At 40.8% G+C, this 18,339-nt stretch carries 16 protein-coding genes; 8 read left to right on the forward strand and 8 right to left on the reverse strand.

What is annotated here, in order from left to right; genetic code table 11:
- Positions 1-45: 45 nt before the first annotated feature.
- The 4 genes from SFRI_RS02275 to hemC form a co-directional block, all read right to left on the reverse strand.
- Complete coding sequence (locus SFRI_RS02275) at positions 46-1,215, reverse strand: heme biosynthesis HemY N-terminal domain-containing protein (protein WP_011635926.1); 1,170 nt, start codon at positions 1,213-1,215, stop codon at positions 46-48.
- Positions 1,212-2,462: a uroporphyrinogen-III C-methyltransferase gene (locus SFRI_RS02280; protein WP_011635927.1), complete on the reverse strand. Its 1,251-nt coding sequence runs from the start codon at positions 2,460-2,462 to the stop codon at positions 1,212-1,214. The genes SFRI_RS02275 and SFRI_RS02280 overlap by 4 nt, the downstream gene beginning before the upstream one ends.
- An 85-nt stretch (positions 2,463-2,547) precedes the next feature.
- Complete coding sequence (locus SFRI_RS02285) at positions 2,548-3,267, reverse strand: uroporphyrinogen-III synthase (RefSeq protein WP_011635928.1); 720 nt, start codon at positions 3,265-3,267, stop codon at positions 2,548-2,550.
- Positions 3,268-3,292: 25 nt separating this feature from the next.
- On the reverse strand, positions 3,293-4,222 hold the full coding sequence (gene hemC, locus SFRI_RS02290; protein WP_011635929.1) for a hydroxymethylbilane synthase: 930 nt from the start codon (positions 4,220-4,222) through the stop codon (positions 3,293-3,295).
- A gap of 274 nt (positions 4,223-4,496) precedes the next feature.
- Here hemC and SFRI_RS02295 point away from each other — a divergent pair, with 274 nt between their 5' ends.
- Entirely contained in the window at positions 4,497-6,956 is a 2,460-nt protein-coding gene (locus SFRI_RS02295; RefSeq protein ID WP_011635930.1) for a class I adenylate cyclase, read from the forward strand.
- A gap of 70 nt (positions 6,957-7,026) precedes the next feature.
- Here SFRI_RS02295 and cyaY read toward each other — a convergent pair whose 3' ends face one another.
- Positions 7,027-7,362 (reverse strand): iron donor protein CyaY, encoded by a 336-nt coding sequence (gene cyaY / locus SFRI_RS02300; protein ID WP_011635931.1) that lies wholly within the window; start codon positions 7,360-7,362, stop codon positions 7,027-7,029.
- Positions 7,363-7,441: 79 nt separating this feature from the next.
- On the opposite strand from cyaY, the gene lptM reads away from it, so the two are divergent.
- The 6 genes from lptM to SFRI_RS02330 all read left to right on the forward strand — a co-directional run bounded on the left by lptM (position 7,442) and on the right by SFRI_RS02330 (position 12,227).
- Positions 7,442-7,624 (forward strand): LPS translocon maturation chaperone LptM, encoded by a 183-nt coding sequence (gene lptM, locus SFRI_RS21510; protein WP_049763506.1) that lies wholly within the window; start codon positions 7,442-7,444, stop codon positions 7,622-7,624.
- Positions 7,625-7,644: 20 nt separating this feature from the next.
- Positions 7,645-8,889, forward strand: a complete 1,245-nt coding sequence (gene lysA, locus SFRI_RS02310; RefSeq protein WP_011635933.1) for a diaminopimelate decarboxylase — start codon at positions 7,645-7,647, stop codon at positions 8,887-8,889.
- Between the two features lie 40 nt (positions 8,890-8,929).
- Entirely contained in the window at positions 8,930-9,757 is an 828-nt protein-coding gene (dapF, locus tag SFRI_RS02315; protein WP_011635934.1) for a diaminopimelate epimerase, read from the forward strand.
- 110 nt (positions 9,758-9,867) lie between these two features.
- Complete coding sequence (locus SFRI_RS02320; RefSeq protein WP_208855595.1) at positions 9,868-10,494, forward strand: DUF484 family protein; 627 nt, start codon at positions 9,868-9,870, stop codon at positions 10,492-10,494.
- Positions 10,495-10,587: 93 nt separating this feature from the next.
- Positions 10,588-11,487, forward strand: a complete 900-nt coding sequence (gene xerC, locus SFRI_RS02325; protein ID WP_011635936.1) for a tyrosine recombinase XerC — start codon at positions 10,588-10,590, stop codon at positions 11,485-11,487.
- Positions 11,487-12,227: an HAD-IA family hydrolase gene (locus SFRI_RS02330; protein WP_011635937.1), complete on the forward strand. Its 741-nt coding sequence runs from the start codon at positions 11,487-11,489 to the stop codon at positions 12,225-12,227. The genes xerC and SFRI_RS02330 overlap by 1 nt, the downstream gene beginning before the upstream one ends.
- Here SFRI_RS02330 and SFRI_RS02335 read toward each other — a convergent pair.
- The 3 genes from SFRI_RS02335 to SFRI_RS02345 all read right to left on the reverse strand — a co-directional run bounded on the left by SFRI_RS02335 (position 12,207) and on the right by SFRI_RS02345 (position 14,727).
- The gene (locus SFRI_RS02335; RefSeq protein ID WP_011635938.1) at positions 12,207-12,722 is read right to left on the reverse strand and encodes an AlbA family DNA-binding domain-containing protein; all 516 of its coding nucleotides are present in this window, start codon (positions 12,720-12,722) and stop codon (positions 12,207-12,209) included. The genes SFRI_RS02330 and SFRI_RS02335 overlap by 21 nt on opposite strands.
- Positions 12,723-12,842: 120 nt before the next feature.
- The gene (locus SFRI_RS02340; RefSeq protein WP_049763507.1) at positions 12,843-13,355 is read right to left on the reverse strand and encodes a hemerythrin domain-containing protein; all 513 of its coding nucleotides are present in this window, start codon (positions 13,353-13,355) and stop codon (positions 12,843-12,845) included.
- Between the two features lie 115 nt (positions 13,356-13,470).
- Positions 13,471-14,727, reverse strand: a complete 1,257-nt coding sequence (locus tag SFRI_RS02345; RefSeq protein WP_011635940.1) for a Kelch repeat-containing protein — start codon at positions 14,725-14,727, stop codon at positions 13,471-13,473.
- Between the two features lie 620 nt (positions 14,728-15,347).
- Between SFRI_RS02345 and SFRI_RS02350 the strand changes: the two genes are divergently transcribed.
- Positions 15,348-18,335: a UvrD-helicase domain-containing protein gene (locus tag SFRI_RS02350; protein WP_011635941.1), complete on the forward strand. Its 2,988-nt coding sequence runs from the start codon at positions 15,348-15,350 to the stop codon at positions 18,333-18,335.
- The last annotated feature ends 4 nt before the right edge of the window (positions 18,336-18,339 follow it).

An 18,339-nucleotide genomic window follows, 5' to 3' on the forward strand; every position in this document is an offset into this window, starting at 1 on the left:
GCAACATTGCAGGCTTTTGGTTTGTACAAAAATAATACTTATTGTTTACAGAATATTAGCTGCATTACGATAGCTATGAGCCGCTGTTGAATTTTCACCTAACTGTTCTTGTGTTTGAGCTAAAGCCAGCCATGATTGATGAGTTGGTGCTATGCGACATACATTTTGCCAATGAGTTTTGGCTTGTTTAGTCTCACGACTTTGAATGGCAAGCTTGGCAAGGCACATTTGATAGTCAGCATCATTTTCATGAGTGGTTTCTAACTTGCTGAGCAATTTACGGATATCTTGATCTTGAGCGGTAATTAAATCAGGTATTGCTGTAAATAACGCTGCTGATGGCGAAGCATTGAGTTGTTTATTAATTAATTTTAGCGCTTGATCTTTATGACCATACTGAATAAGTCCACGAGCATAGGCTAATATCAGTTCATCTTCTTTACGTTCTGATTTATTTAACCAATGCCAACATTTGGTTAACTCCGCTTCAGATATTTTGGCTGCATTGATCATTAAAATACTGTTGGTTTTAGTATTTAATTGGTTGAACTCAGTTTCAGCTAATAATTGACGCTTTTTAAGAATAGGTAACAACAACTTCAATGCCTGCCAGTCTTGCTGCTGTAAGTATAATTCTTGCGCCAATTTAAGCACTGGAGAGCTGCTTTTACTTGTCGGGTTCAGTTTATCTAATATTGCCCGTGCCTTAACCAGTTCACCTTGCTTCATTAAATAACGGGTGCGCGAAGTATAAACCGCTGTCTTTGCAATTGGGTTTTTCTCTGCTTGAGTTAAATAATGATCGCGAGCTGTAATATCACCTTGATAATGTGCTGCTCTAGCTGCTGCAAATAGATTTAATACCGGGATTTCACCTTTTTCAGCCCCTTTTGCCATTGCTTTTTCTGCCGCAGGCCAATCTTCTTCTGCCAGTGCTAAAGCACCGATTAACGTATGCTTTTTAGCGGCTTTTCTTCGCCATTGTTCTGGAAGGTATCGGCTACTTAATACAATATTTAATAACAAGATGATTAACCATTCGAGTAATTGTAGTGCAAAATAAAACACAATTAAGCCAACAATACCGGTCACTAAACTGGTTTCTATTTGATATTCACCAATTGCGATGTAAATGTAACCGCTTTGCCCAATAATGAGTGGGCTTATACACAGCCCAATTAAAATAAGAACAACATAAACTAGCGTCTTAATCATTGCGCAGGCTCCTGTGTAGGCATAATTTCACCATAAATAACCAGTTGCTGCAGTAGTGGCGATGCTTGAAATTTATTGAGCGAAATTTTCTCAATGTTAACCTTGGTAAGCTTATCTAAAGACTCAATCATTGATTTGGTCTTTGGATCTCTCAAGTCAAAGTACTGTTGTAACCATTTGTCTGCTAACGATATAGACTGTTGATAATTCACTTGGTCAAATCGGTACAATGCTAATTGTGCTTGTAATAATTTGTTGCGAATATTTTCGACCAAATACCATTGCTGCTCAGGTGATAATAGTGGTTCTAGATCAGTAGTCCGTTTACGGATAGTGATGAATCCATCAGTTAAATCGTGCCAAGTTCGGGCCAAATTCTGTTGCCAGTCATCAATTGAATCAGTTACTTGTTGAGTGCTTTTATTGTCAGCAAAATTTTCATCAACACGATTTAATGGTAATTGTGTGAAGCCATCAATAAGGGTATCTAAGTCAAAGATAGTATTAGTGATGTCAGTCGTTTTTAATGCTTTAACTTTGGTGATGTCATCTGCTAACGCTTTGCGTAATACTGTTAATGCAGGATCTTTCATCGCACTAATGCGTTCATCTGCCGATTGTAATAAACCAATAGCGGTTTGTGGATCGTTTTCTAACCACAGTTTTCTACCCGCCATGCGTACAAGGTATTCAGCTTCTGATGCCATCCAATGGTTAGGACTGCGCTGTGCAATCACCGCAACACGCTCTTGCAATTGTTTATTCGACTGCTGCAGTTGGGCTAATTTCGCATAAGCTTTGGTATCATTCAGTTGTTGTTGCTCTAACGTGCCAATGCGTTTATTAGTTGCCATTGCCGTTTGCTGTAATTCATATTTTAACGATTTATTTTGGGTTACTTGCTCAGAGATATTTTGCCCTAACTGAGTTTGGCCATTACTTTGTTGATCCAGTTGCAAATACAGCCAATAACAAGCTGCAATAGCCACTATTGCTACGAGTAAACTGAACAGTACTCCAAGACGGATCCACCAAGAACTAGGTTTCGCTTTGCGTCGACTATTATTTACAGGTGAATTAGCAGAGGAGTTTGCCTGGTTATTATGGGTTTTGCTGTCAGCAGATTTTTGGCTGGTTGCATTGCCTTTTTTGGTCTGAGTCGGTTTTTCTACAGGACTTGGTGCAGGAGAAATTACTTTCTCATCCTTGTGAGCAGGCGGGTTTGGATCTTTTTTATTGTTTTCCATGAACAGTCCTTGAAAGCAAAAATACAACCAATAAAAGCAATATTAATAAATGCGTGTCGATGCAAGATAACAATACAATAACAAATTATAACGCAAGACTCGCTAGTATAGCTTGAGTATTTGCTCCATTTGCATTGGAGATATGGCTTAAGCCCATTGCTTTTGCTTGTAATTCGACGCGATTACTGGGGACTATGATATGACATGCACGTAGCCATGCAAATAATTCTTTTGGTACAAGCTCAACTAAGTTGGATAATATTTCACCGCTGGTGACGACAATGGTGTCAATTCCAAACGATTTCCACTGTTGAGTTATCGCTTTACCGTCAAGGTTTGGTATTGCTCGTTGGTAGACTTGCCAATAGTTCACATTGGCGCCTCGCAGCTGTAATTGCTCTGCAAGTGTTTCTCGTCCGCCTAAACCCCGAACAATAATAAATGACTGTTTATCGACATCTTGTAATTGGGCTAGCGACAATAATCCTTCGCTATCTTGACTGTGTTCTGGTGAGGTAAAAGCATTGATATTATATTGAGCTAGACTATCTGCCGTAGCTTGGCCTACAGCAAAATAACGACAGTGAGTCGGAAATTGCTGTTGCAGTTTTTGTGCGGCAAAGTCCACTGCATTGCTACTAATAAACAGTAAGTTGTCAGTGTTATTTAAGTGGGTAGGATTGAGTTGTTCTGTGGTTTCTACAACCGATAATAGCGGAGTAACAAGATAAGCAACGTCTCGCAGCGAGAGTTGCTCTTCCATTGCTTGATTGCGCCCTTGTGGGCGCGTTAACAAGACTTTCATGGTCTGTTATCTTGATAGCACAAGATTAACTGGCATACACAGCGTCTAAAATAGTTTTAGCACCGCGACTCAGTAAATCCTCTGCAAGCGATTCCCCAAGTGCAACCGCATCGGTCTTAGAACCCGAGACAGTGCCTATAATGATTTGGCTGCCATCAGGATTACCAACTAAACCACGTAGAGTTAAATTATCACCGTTTATTTCAGCAAAAGCACCAATAGGAACTTGGCATCCGCCTTCTAAACGAGTATTCATTGCTCGTTCAGCAAGCACTCTATAACGGGTTTCTAAATGTTCTAGTGGCGCTAATAACGCTTTAACTCGCGCATCATCAGTACGGCACTCAATTCCTACCGCACCTTGGCCATTGGCTGGCAGTGATTCTTCGGCAGAAATAAAGTTAGCGATACGTTCGTTTAGCTTTAAGCGAATTAATCCGGCGGCCGCTAAAATAATCGCATCATAGTCACCACTGTCTAGCTTGGCTAAACGAGTACCGACATTTCCGCGTAAATCTTTGATAACTAAATCAGGGCGAGCAGCTCTAATTTGGCACTGACGGCGTAAACTTGATGTACCTACCACAGCGCCCTGAGGTAATTCGCTGATAGATTTATAATTGTTTGACACAAATGCATCACGCGGGTCTTCACGTTCACAAATCACTTGTAAGCCCAAACCTTCTGGAAACTCTACCGGCAAGTCTTTCATGGAATGCACAGCAATATCGGCGCGATTTTCAAGCATGGCAACTTCCAGCTCTTTAACAAACAAGCCTTTGCCACCGATTTTAGCTAAAGGAGTATCTAAAATGACATCACCTTTAGTACTCATTGGCAATAGCTCAACCGTAAGCCCAGGATGAATGCGCTCAAGCTCAGCTTTAACAAATTCAGCTTGCCACATTGCAAGTGGACTTTTACGTGTTGCGATACGAATTATATTTTCAGACATGGTAGTAGATCCAATCAGATAGCCTCATTGAGGTAATGCTATCACCGCTCAAGCTTTGATGTAACAAATCGATGGTAATTGTTTGAAGTCCGTAGGGCTTATTTTTGATTAATATTGTTTGTTAGCTACTGGAGTTATAAAAAATAAATGCTACGATGATCACCATTTCGGTAAAAATGTGATCTTGATTGGCAAAAGTAGTCATAAAGGGTTAGTCTTTTATAATTAGTTGTTACCAGATTGTTGCTTTAGAGAAAAATAAAGGAAGTGAGTCTTGACCGATAAAACGGCTTATTACCAAAAGGATTTAGCTGAAAAGCTCAATGGCATCAGATTGGCAAGAGTGCTCAATGTGTTGCCTGAATCACAGCTGCATTTATTTCATCTTATTCCTTTTTTAATCCATCATAATCAAATCAATGTGCCTGGTATTATCGATCCCGATACACCTTGTGGTATTCACGGTTTTACCTTGTCAGATGCGATAGTGTCGGCATGTGATGCATTGTCTTTATCCATTCCTGAGATGATCCAGCCAAGTGATTGTGTTTTTGAAGGCATATATGCCATGGGAAGCACTGCTAGTTTTGGACAAAACCCTCAAAGTGACGTTGATATCTGGTTGGTTTACAATAGCAAACTGACTGATGACCAGCTAAAGTTAATTGAATATAAAAATAAACTTATCAGTGACTGGTTTGCCGGTTTTGAGTTTGAAGTGAACTTTTATCTTGTGCATCCGATGCAATTTAGAGAGTGCAGCGCATTTGATAATTGCCAGCCAGTAGGATTAGAACACAGTGGTAGTAGCCAGCATTGGCTATTATTAGAAGAGTTTTACCGCTCTCACATCCGGCTTGCAGGTAAAGTTGTTGCTTGGTGGCCTGATGCCAATAGTCAAAATACCGAGTTTGATGCCAGTTTACTTTATCTTGGCGATATCAATTCTTTGCCAGCAGCAGAGTATTTCGGAGCCTCATTATGGCAGCTGTATAAGGGGCTCAATAAACCCCATAAAGCATTATTAAAAGTGTTGTTGCTGGAAACTTACGCCTCGGAATATCCTAGTACAACATTGATTACTCAACAAATTTGGCAATATTGTGAACAACAAGATTTTAGTGTTGATAACGATGCTTATTTATTGCTTTATCAACGTATTGAAACCTACTTGATAGCTCAAGGTGATGATAATCGTTTAGAAATTGTTAGGCGTTGTTTTTACTTAAAGTCAGGTGTCACGCTATCGTGTTTATCACCTAATAGTGCGGCAGACTGGCGGGTAGAGAAAATTCAAAACTTGGTTAAGCAATGGGCATGGAGCCATGAGTTGGTAGCCACATTGGATAATAGTCCTTATTGGCATGCAGGTCAGCTTAAATGGTTCAATCAACAGCTCAGTGAACTGCTATTAGTCAGTTACAAAAATCTATTGCAATTTGCCTCAAAACAAACACTAAGTGAACGTATGCGGGTTGAGGAATTAGGCTTGCTGGCGCGTAAGCTACACACTTATTTTAGTGAAGATACTCATTTGTTACAGCCTTTAAACCGCTTATGGAGTCTATCTACTGCTGAAAAATCGTTGACCATCTTCCATTGTAGGCAAGCATCACGTTTTTATCTTTATCGCCAAGCATACCTTGATAAAGATCCGTCTCAAGCGGTTGATAACGATCCTGCACATGAGTTCGACGATCATTCAATTCACGAAGCGGATAATATATGCAATTTAGTTGCCTGGTCAGTGTTGAATGGCCTCGCAACGGCAGATACTCAATGGTTTCAAGTTGGACGAGGTAAAAGACGGACAGATAAATTAAGTTACTTAACGCGTAAACTTATTCCTATTATGCACAATGTACCCACTGTTTATAAACGTGATTTATGTGAACCATGGTGCTATCAAAAAATTGTGTTGATTACTAATATGGATAGAGATCCGACAACTCAATTGAGTGAGCAAGAATTGATATTGGAACATGTTAATGCCAATATTCTCTCTTTTGGTCAGACAAAAATAAGTATGGTGTCATCTGTCGCAATTGTTTGTTTGAACAGCTGGGGTGAATGGCAGAGTCATCGTTTTAATGGAAAAACCGCATTACTGGAAGCCATTTCATTTATTATTTTGGGATTAAAACGCTCAAATGAGCAGGTTGATTTATCGATTATTAGTTGCTCGGCAAAATTAAAACAACCGATTTTTAATCAGCTCAAAACACTCCTGTTACGTTGTTATGGTTTAATGAAGAAGGTCAATCAGACAAATACATTAATGCACCCGATAACCATTGGTGAGCAGCATTATAGTATGCATTTCAATTCATTAGGTATGATGTATCGTAAAGTTGATTTAATAACAGGTACCGGAAATTTTAATTCATCTGTGTTGCCATATGCAGATTTAGCTGAAGACCCCTATTTGAATTCACCATCGGTAATCCAAAAGTTTATCGTGATGGGAGCGAAGCAGTATTTTTTACGTGAACGTCATCAAACTCTTGATGTGTTTATTGCGGACGATAATAATCAGCTTGAACATTTACAATATCAACACACTAGCATTAATGATTTTGTTGCCAAAGAAAGTCATTTATATGTTTTTGACGAGCAAAAACAACGATCCCCTGTTTTTAATATGCCGCAGTTTTTTCAACTTGTGGATATAGAAGGCAAGTTAACCGTAATACCTTTTGGTTTGTCAGTAGATGAGATGGGCTCAGCTTTTTAAGCATAAGCCCAATCTCAATGACAATTAAATGACTCACTTGGCACTTTGTTACGCTAATTTATTGCGATGTTTATGCGCTTATCTCGAGCAAAATGCCACTTTGTTTGTTGATGGCGTCAATCACAAAAGACATAAACTCCAATCCATTACGAGTATCTAACCATTTGCCATCGTTGTAATTAAAGTGATAACCACCTGATTTTGTGGCTAACCAAATTTCATGCAAAGGCTCTTGTTTATTGATGACAATTTGCGAACTATCTTCAAAAGCCAGCTGTAAAACATTGCCGCTGGCATTGATATCTACATCGGCATCTTGCTCGTCAATTGCTTTTTCTACCGCGTTCTCTATTTCGCCAAACATTTCATCGGCTAATCGATGAAACTCAGTATCTGTAATAGCCATGTATTTCTATCCTTTGCTTTCTGCGTTATGAATGCGATTATAAGACCATTATTCACTAGATGCACAGATGTTGAGAAAAATGAGACTGCTTTTATTTATTATGCTTGCTAGCCTATTGGTAACCGCATGTGGTCAAAAAGGGGTTTTATACAAAACTCCTGAGCCAGTGGCCAATAAAGTCGCCCCAAAACCTGCCAGCACTGATGTGCCGAAGCAAACTGAGGAACTCGACTCTCAACCCTCAACTTCACAACAAGAATAGCATTTATAAGGGACCGCATTTTGGATTACTTTTCATATCAAAATAATTCACTATTCGCAGAAGACTGCGATGTAGCAAAACTGGCCAAAACTCACGGTACGCCGCTGTACATTTATTCTCGTGCCACATTAGAGCGCCATTGGCATGCCTTTAATAATGCCGTTGCTGATCATCCGCATCTTATTTGTTATGCAGTGAAGGCGAATTCAAACCTTGCGGTATTAAATGTATTGGCTCGCTTAGGCAGTGGCTTTGATATTGTGTCTGGCGGTGAACTCTCACGTGTGCTGCAAGCTGGCGGCGATCCTAAAAAAGTGGTTTTCTCTGGTGTGGGCAAAACCGTTGCCGAAATGGAGCAAGCTCTTAATATTGGCATTTACTGTTTTAATGTCGAGTCAAGTGCCGAACTTGAACAGCTTAATGAGGTCGCGAGCCGCTTAGGTAAAGTGGCACCTGTTTCATTGCGAATTAATCCAGATGTTGATGCCGGTACTCATCCTTATATTTCGACGGGCCTTAAAGAAAATAAATTTGGTATCGCCATGGAAGAAGCTGAAGTGGTTTTTGCCCGTGCAGCAGAATTAGCTCATTTACATGTTAAGGGTGTGGATTGCCATATTGGTTCACAGCTCACCGAAATAAAGCCATTCTTAGATGCCATGGATCGCATGCTTGCATTGATCGATCGTTTAGGCGAACAAGGTATCCAAATTGAACACTTTGATGTGGGTGGCGGCTTAGGGGTAACATATAACAGTGAAACTCCACCACATCCAGACGCATATGCCGCTGCATTACTCGAGCGCTTAAATGGTCGTAAATTGAAGTTAATTTTTGAACCTGGCCGTGCTATAGCCGCCAATGCGGGTATTTTTGTCACTCAAGTACTTTATCTGAAAGAAAACAGCGATAAGCGTTTTGCGATTGTTGATGGTGCAATGAATGATCTTATTCGTCCGTCGCTTTATAGCGCATGGCAAAATATTATTCCGGTACAACAAAATGATGCGCCAACTTTTGCTTATGATATTGTAGGCCCAGTATGCGAAACGGGTGACTTTTTGGGAAAAGACAGACAGTTAGCGGTAAAGTCGGGTGACTTATTAGCGATACGTTCAAGTGGCGCTTATGGTTTTGCTATGGCCTCAAATTATAATTCTCGCCCAAGAGTGGCTGAAATTATGGTTGATGGTGGTAATGATTTTGTTGTTCGTCAGCGTGAAACGCTAGAACAACTTTGGCAAGGCGAACATTTACTGCCATAGGCAGTAAGCTAGCGGCATAACGTTTTATAAGGAAACTTTTGTGATCCATTTCACTAAGATGCACGGACTGGGTAATGACTTTATGGTCGTTGATGGCGTAACACAAAATGTGTTTTTTTCGCCTGAACAAATTCGCCGTCTTGCCGATCGGAATTTTGGGATTGGTTTTGATCAACTTTTGTTGGTCGAGCCGCCTTATGATCCAGATTTAGATTTCCATTATCGTATTTTTAATGCCGATGGCAGTGAAGTTGAACAGTGTGGTAATGGCGCTCGTTGTTTTGCTCGTTTTGTTCGCAATAAAGGTTTAACGCAAAAGAATAAAATTCGCGTGAGTACTAACTCGGGTAAAATAACTTTACGAATTGAGCGTGATGGTAACGTGACCGTTAATATGGGCGTTCCTGTCATCGAGCCAAGCCAAATTCCATTTAAAGCCAAAAAAAGCGAAAAAACCTATTTATTGCAAACGCCGATGCAAACTTATTTATGCGGTGCCATTTCAATGGGTAATCCACATTGTGTGATTCAAGTCGAAGACGTACAAACGGTTAACGTGGACGAAATTGGTAGCAGCTTGACCCGTCATGAGCGCTTTCCTAAAGGCGTAAATGTTGGTTTTATGCAAGTGATTAACCCTGGGCACATTAAGTTACGTGTCTATGAGCGCGGCGCAGCAGAAACCTTAGCATGTGGTACAGGTGCATGTGCCGCGGCAGCAGTTGGACAATTGCAGGATAAGCTAGACAAACAGGTGAGAGTCGACTTACCTGGTGGCAGCTTAATCATAAATTGGGAAGGCGAGGGTAAGCCGTTATGGATGACCGGACCGGCAGAACATGTATATGATGGACAAATACAACTATGAGTGACATTACCTCAAAAGTCAGTTTGACTAATGTGGCCGCTGACAATACGGTTAGCAGTGAGCAAGCAAAAGATATTAATTCAATTGGACAAGATCTTGGCATCGACATGATGGCGAGCCTGCAACAAGCACCGTTTGATGAAATGTTGATCCGCGAATATTTATTGGATAATCCTGATTTTTTTAATCGTTATCCTGAGTTATTAGTTGCTATGCGTGTACCGCATGCGGAACGTGGCGCGGTATCATTAGTTGAACGTCGACAAGAGCTGTTACGTCAACGTGTTAGCCAGCTTGAAGAAGAAATTACCTCGCTAATGAATATTGCCACTCATAATGAGAAAATATTCAAATTTAATACCGAATTGTCGTTTAAAATGCTTGCGAGCCAAGATTTAGGTGAGCTGCGTTTAGTGTTGTCAGAAGGATTAAAAAACGAGTTTGGTTTTAGTCATGTCAGGTTAATTACTGTGCACGATATTGACAGCGAATTAGCTAAAATTTGGCGTCATCGCGTCCAAAGTGGTTATTATTTTGGTCGGTTAACTCAATCAGAATCTAAGCGTTTGTTTGGTAGTGAAGTTGGCTCTGTGGCGTTAACTAAATTATCTGATGAAAATGGCCAAGTGATATTTGCTATAGCCAGTAATGACCCAACGCATTTCCACCCCGATATGGACTCATTGTTATTCAGCCAATTGCGTCGTTTATTAGACCATATGTTGCCGAAAATGTAATCGTTAAGCTATGTGTTTTAAATGAGCATTTTTCAACGATGAAATTGACTTAAATGGCGACGGCCTGAGTCGTTACAATCTGGGAGTACCTTGATGAAGCCAACTGACTGGCAAACGATATTTAGCCAACATTTGTCTTCGGAAAGACAGCTCTCAGCCTATACCGTGCGCAACTACCTGTTTGAATTACGTCGTGTCGAAGACATGTTAGCTGAATCAACTCAACTGATTGAGGTTAGCCGTGATCAGCTGCAATCAGTAATGGCAACATTACACCGTAAAGGGCTGAGTCCCCGATCTTTATCTTTGTGTTTGTCTGCCTTAAAACAGTTCTTTGATTTTTTGCTGCGCGAAGGTGCTGTTACGGTAAGCCCGGCACAGACGTTAAGTGCACCTAAACAAAATAAACCCTTACCGAAAAATATGGATGTGGATGCTGTCAGCCATTTATTGTCCATAGAGGGCGATGATCCTTTGAGCTTGCGTGATAAAGCCATTATGGAACTATTTTATTCAAGTGGTTTACGTTTAGCTGAGTTAGCCAGCTTAGATTGCGTTGACATTAAGTTTGATCAAAGCGAAGTTAAAGTGATGGGTAAGGGCAGTAAACAGCGTGTTGTGCCCATTGGCCAAGTGGCATTAACCGCGATCAAAACGTGGTTGAATTGCCGTAACCAGTTATCTTGTGTAGAAGCTGGGGATGCGTTATTTGTTAGCAGCCAAGGCAAGCGATTGTCTCATCGTAGTATTCAAGCGCGTATGGCTAAGTGGGGACAAGAGCAAGCCATGGCGGTAAAAGTTCACCCACATAAGTTGCGTCATTCGTTTGCAACTCATATGCTTGAATCAAGCCAAGATTTACGTGCAGTACAAGAGTTACTCGGTCATGCGAACTTATCGACCACACAAATTTACACCAGTTTAGACTTTCAACACCTTGCCAAAGTGTACGATAACGCGCATCCAAGAGCGAAAAAAGACAGGGGGAAATAATGACATTGCAATTGCCTAAAGCTTCGATGATCCAATATCAGCGCCTACAACCTTTTAGCGCGATTAGTTTTGATTTAGACGATACACTCTACAATAATCTTCCTTATGTAATACATGCCAGTGAGCAGCTGTTCTCGTTAATAAATCAAATCTATCCTGCCACCACAACATGGGACGCTGCTCAATGGCAGCAACTCAAACATGCACTGTTCAAACTACATCCAGAGTTAGCTCATGATACCAGTGCAGCGCGCTACGCCATGTTACATCAAGGTTTATTACACTTTGGTTATAGTGAGACAGAAGCCAGCCAAGGTGCACAAGATGGCATGACATGTTTTCATCATCATCGTAGTAATTTTACTGTTGATGAGAGCGTGCTGGAGTTACTAGAACGTTTAAGCCAACGTTACCAACTTATTGGTATTACTAATGGTAATGTCGACACCCAGCGCATCGGGTTAGATAAAGTGATGCAATTTGTGCTACATCCTGGTCATGGGGTTAAAATGAAACCTGCTGCCGACATGTTTAGCCTTGCTTGTCGTCAATTAGATATTAAGCCGTCGGCGTTATTGCATGTGGGCGATCATCCGTTGTCTGATATCGCTGGAGCTAAAATGGCGGGCTGTCAAAGTGCGTGGCTAAACCCATGTATGCAGCAACGGCATAAAAAGGCGCAACCGGTATTACCGCATATCGAGATTAACCAATTGGATTTACTGCTTCAGTTGCTTTAGCTTCAAATCGATACCGGCTTTTAAGCTCATTTGTTCAACTTGCTCACGGCTCGCATGCATATCGGCATCGCCCACTCGAAAATAGGTACCGCTGTAAGGATCGGTGCCAACATAGATGGGCCTGAGTTTTACATCCACGCAGGGCACATGGATACGAATCAGCTTTTTAGCCATAATTTCGATAATTTGTACGTCGGTAGGCGCTAAAATATTGTGACTGATTTTTTTTGGGTCATGTAAAATTGCCCAAATTTCACTGAGCATCGGCATCGGATTAATAATTCCCTCAATCGTAAAGTCACCTTGCTGCTCTTTTACCCCTAAAATAATTTCCCCGCCTAAGGTGTTGGCAAAAGCGCTGTAGCTTTCCCACATACCTTCGGGCAACATTCCATTACCATCTCTTCCACCTGCTAACTTAAATTCAACTTGGGCAGATTCATGTAAGTTTGCAATGTCATCTAAGGCAAAGGTTGGGTAATGATGAGGCGACATTTAGGCTCCATATTGAGGTACGTAAAACTCATTATGTACTGTATGAAGTTTCGCAAAAAAAAGGAAGCAAATCCGTAAGGATGATCTCGAAGTTGCTTCAAAATGGGGAACCAAGGAGGATTATAGTGCTAAAGCTTTTGGGAATAATAAAGTGTTCTCAATCTCTATATGAGTTTGCAAGTCGGCATCAAATTCAGCCAAGGTGCGATAACATGTTTGCCATGTATGGCAGACACCTGCAGGTGGTGTGTAGTTATTGGTTAAGTTTCGAATGGTTTGCAACATGTGGTCTGCGTTATCGTGTTCATGCAACATCATGTTGATAGGGTTACTAATATGACCAAAGCATCCATCAACGGTTTTGCCTAAGCTGATCGATTTAATCGCCGGAAATAAAATGCGTTCTTCTTTCATTAAATGCGGCATTAATTCGGCAATTAACTCATTAACCGCATGCGCCAGAGGCTTTATCTCGCTGTGATCATCACCGTGCGCGCGGACCATTTTATCTGTGTATTCCACTAATAATGGAGCGGTTTCACGAATGTATTGATGATGAGTCGCTTCAATATGATCTATCAAATCAATTAATGATAAGTGCTGTAATGCGGGTGCTGCTTGTTCGGTTAACATGGCAATTCCAAAGGTGCACATAATTTACATGTATTTTATGTGCATCTTTAACAATGCTCAATTTATTCACCACTAATCTGTTAGCTAACTCACACATTAATCGAAAATTGATGCATTATTGAGTGCAAGACTCGCCTTGCGCCAATGTGCTTAGCAGTACTTTTGAACTGACTTTTTGTTGCTGTAGCATACCGCCGACTCTTAATAAGCTACCTTGCCAACACACTAACCCACGGTGATCCATGCTTGGCTGCGATAGTGTCTGCGGTGTGAGCCATTGCTTAGTAGCCAAGTCGAATCGATAACCATACGAGCTTGCCTCGCTAGGTTCACCGTTATAACCAATACCTGAATAGTTATACGGATTATCACTTCCGCCTAAAAATACAATTTGGCCACCAGTTGTTGTTTTAATCCCGGTAGCTGCCATGCGGTAATGAGCCGTAGCAGTTGCAGCAGTGTTTGATTTGGCAGTGTTTGCTATTGCTTGATTTACGTTTGATTCAGTTATTGTAGATTTACTTACGTTGATATTAGCCGCGACAGAGTAATGCGGCAGTAATTGCCAATCAATTCGCAAATGATTATCTGGATTGACTTCACCATACAAACACACGGGTGATGCTTGGTAACTGCGGCGCGCGTTGATATTAGCTTGTACTTTTACGCCGTCGCATAACACCAGCTGATTACCTACCATTCCTACTGCTTGACCAAATACAGCCGGTGCAGGTATTGGGCTTGCTTGAGCCCAAGTGTTGGTCTGGGTGTCATACACTTGGACTAAATTGACGTTGCCGTCGTTGTGCCAGCCGCCAAATAAATAAATGTATCGCTGTTGGTACGTTGTTGCAGTGGTGTCATCAACGGCCACTGGCATGTCCACAATACGAGTATATTGATTGGTCTTAATCGAGTATTGGTAATTATCAATTGTGCTAATTTCGTCATGATTTTCGGACACGGTATAACCGCCAAACACATACGCCTTATCATTAATACCTATGGCAATTGACGCCAATCTGCCCGCTAAAGGCGCAATGTGAGGGACATCTGCAATTGACTTCCACTGTGAATTTTTTTCTGTAAGTGATAACGCCCAAGCATGATTGTGTACCGCGAGATGGTTTTTTTCTGGGGCTAGTCCCATAAAACTGAGTAAATAGCTTTTGTTGTTACTGTGTACCAATGCGATGGCATTATTACTCACAGGTTGGGGAATAGTGGCAATTGATGTGTTTTGCAGTGGTGCTGCATCAACTGTAGTAATACACAAAGCCCCGATGAGTACTAATGATTGAATAACACTAGAAGTACCTTTTAATGACGATAGCATCGATGTCATCATTGGCGGTAATGAAGCGTTGTGCATGGGTTAATCCTTAAGTGCGAAGTCAGTAATGTATGCAAAAAGCAGATATTATCTCGGTTAATGTTTAATCCCAATCCCGACGCAGATAACGAATAATTTATTCACCCTTATTCGTGAGGCACCACAACATTCTGGTCTAAGTCGGGGATTTTTACGTGAGTGAATTTTGTATTGCATTAGCTGTTTTGTGAATAGTATTCACCGTTAACGAGTGAGATTGCAACAAGCCAGAGTAACAAAAATAATAGAATCATTGTGATGTATTTTTACATAAAACTGCCATGCAGTAGTTGACGTTATTTTATAGCGTAAATGTGCAATTTTGCTTGTATGTGCTGTTTTTTATCATGAATTAATACAACATCATTCGCCATAGTGTCTCAAACACCGTTGATCATCAAACTGCTTACAGCATGTTAACGTTATATTGAGTCAAACTACCGCTATAAAAAATACCCGTTTTGTTTGTTTAGGTTAAGCCGAGTTTTACCAACCGTATTCCCTGAAACGCTCACAGCGGGTATTATCAAGTTAAATCCATCATTGCTCATTATTTACTGTAACGTTATCTTAAATATGAGTCGGTTACCCCCTGAAACCATTTAGTCGTAGGTTTTACTTTGTCATCAGAAAATTCAGTTAGCTTTATCCCTCATAGTTGGTTTGGGCATTTGTATCAGCGTGACGTAAATGCGATCAAATTGACGCAAGAGGGTATTACCTTTATACCTGGCCATGGCCAATTTTTAGCAAGATTTCGGCATAACAATAAGCAACTTATTATTGGGCAGTTATCATGGCAGCAATTAGATCACCCGCCACTGTTTAGTGCCAGTTTACTCGGTAACTTATTGAGTTTTAATGCTGCAGGTACCCATTATCAAATTCCATTTTTAAGTTATTTTGCTAAATCTCATTTTAAGCAACAGGTCGAATTACTCTGGGCTTTATCTCATCAAAAATCGCTGTGCGATTTGATATTACGAGTTGAAAAAGCCACATCGAGTCGGTATTTACGCCAGTCATTAGTAGACAAAATGCGCGCTAGAATCGAACGTGAGTACTTTCGCTGGTTCCCTTGGAGTGAAGGGGCTGAGCTACCCGCTAATATACGTACCGCATTAACTCAATTACACGATTTTTATCACTGGAATAAAGCGGATATAGAGCGCTTACGTGAAAGCTATATTCAATCACAGTTGCTTGCATTTGCGGGCTTTTTTGATCATGTTGAGTCAAATCCACTAACCAATAAACAGCGTCGAGCATGTATTATCGATGATGATAGTAATCTGCTTCTCGCGGGCGCTGGAACGGGGAAAACCAGCGTAATGGTGGGCAGAGCAGGTTATCTAGTGAATAGTGGTCAAGCTCAAGCTAATGACATTCTATTGCTTGCTTATGGCAAAAAAGCCGCCATGGAAATGGATCTGCGAATTAAACATAAGCTGGGCAGTGATGATATTAAGGCCAGTACTTTTCACAGTTTAGGCCTGAAAATTATTGCCGATGTTGAAGGCGTGAAACCTAGCTTATCAGCGTGGGTAAATGATGAACCCGCCAAAGACAAATGGGTGCATGATAGATTAGAAGTTTTGATTAAAAATGAATCTTATCGTAAACAACTTTTTGACTATTTTAGTCGTTATTATTACGTTGAAAAAAGCCCATTCGAATTTTCAACACAAGGTGAGTATTTTGAATATTTAAATGATAACGACATTCGCTCATTGAAAGGTGAAAGGGTCAAAAGTTTTGGTGAGTTGCATATCGCCAATTGGCTGTTTACCAATGGCATTGAATATCAATATGAAGCCAAGTATGAATTTGATGTCAGCACGGTTGATTTTCGCCAGTATCAAGCTGATTTTTATCTACCTGAATATGAGGTTTATATTGAATATTATGGCATTGATGAAGCCAATAATACGGTTCCTTTTATCGATCAAGCTGCATATTTAACATCAATGGAATGGAAACGGCAGTTACATCATCAGCGCCAAACCAACTGCATCGAATTATTTTATTATCAGCACAAGAAAAGTCAGTTAATTAATAAGCTTGAACAAGCTTTAACGGTATTTAAGGTTAACTATTCACCTTTACCTGATGAAGCGATATTGGCAACTCTTTATGAACTGGGACGAGTCACTGAGCTGGCAAAATTGTTTAGCCAGCTCATTGGCTTGTACAAAGCCGCTTGTATTGACGAGGCCGGGCTGGAAAAGGTATTTGCCAATGCTACCCAAACGCGTAAAGCATTTGAATTACTCCAACCCATTTTACAGCAGTATCAACAGTATTTATCTGCTCACGGTGATATCGACTTTGAGGACATGATAGCCAAAGCGCTCGCATACCTGCAAAGTGGTCAATATGTCAGCCCATGGCAATATATCATGGTCGATGAGTTTCAAGATATTTCAGAACCCAGAGCACGTTTAGTGCGAGCCTTGCGAGATTCGCGCACGAAAAAAGGTAACAGCGATACTTCATTATTTTGTGTTGGCGATGATTGGCAGGCTATTTATCGCTTTAGTGGTGCGGATGTCCGTTTAACGACTCAATTTAAACGTTATTTTGGCCATGCCAGCGAAACGTATTTGGATCTTACTTTTAGATTTAATAACCGTATCGGTGAAGTGGCTAGCGCTTTTGTGAGTAAAAATCCGCATCAACTCAACAAAGATATCCATTCATTGGTACAAGTTGCCAAGCCTGCAGTATCAATACTTCGTCGTGGTACCAATGAGGGCGCAACTAAAGATGAGCCGAGTAACAACGCATTAGAGCAAGTCTTAAATGCTCTGTCCGTCCGCGTTACTCAAGCTGTTGATAAGCTTAAAGCTAAACCGACAGTATACTTACTGGCACGTTTCTGGTTTCAGTTGCCAGATAAAGACATGTTGCGTCAGTTAACGGCTAAATACCCGATGTTCGTGATTGAGTGTTTATCGTTTCATGCTTCAAAAGGTAAAGAGGCCGATTATGTGGTGATCATGGGAATGACCCAAGGCATACATGGATTTCCGTCGAAAAAAATAACGCCACCTTTACTTGATGCGTTTTTACCTAAAGCTGAAAATTTTGAGTTTGCAGAAGAACGACGTTTATTTTATGTCGCGCTAACCCGTGCAAAGCACCGAGTTTACGTTATCGCCGATATGACCAATGTGAGCCCATTTATTGTGGAACTGATCCAACAAGATTATGCCGTTGAACAACAAGAATTTAGTACGTCTTTAGTGCAATCCTTGTTCGAACAAATTAACTGTGTCCGATGTACAACTGGGATATTAAAACCACGAGTGGGCAAGTTCACATCATTCTTTTCTTGCTCACACTTTCCATTATGCGATCACAAAGAAGCAGGCTGTGACGAATGCGGCAGTCCGATGACACGCAAACGTTTTGTCGGTTTCAAGGTATGCCTCAATGACAGTTGTGCCCATATGGCGCCGATATGTAACGTTTGTGGCAGTGAGATGAGCTTAAGAGAAAGTGCTAGAGGGGCTTTTTGGGGCTGCAAAAATTATCGGGGTAACAACGTGCCTAGTTGTAGCAATACCATTAATACAGCCAAAATATCTCCGCAACAGGTGCAGTAGTCAT

The sequence above is a fragment of the Shewanella frigidimarina NCIMB 400 genome, assembly GCF_000014705.1.
GTDB classification, from domain to species: domain Bacteria; phylum Pseudomonadota; class Gammaproteobacteria; order Enterobacterales; family Shewanellaceae; genus Shewanella; species Shewanella frigidimarina.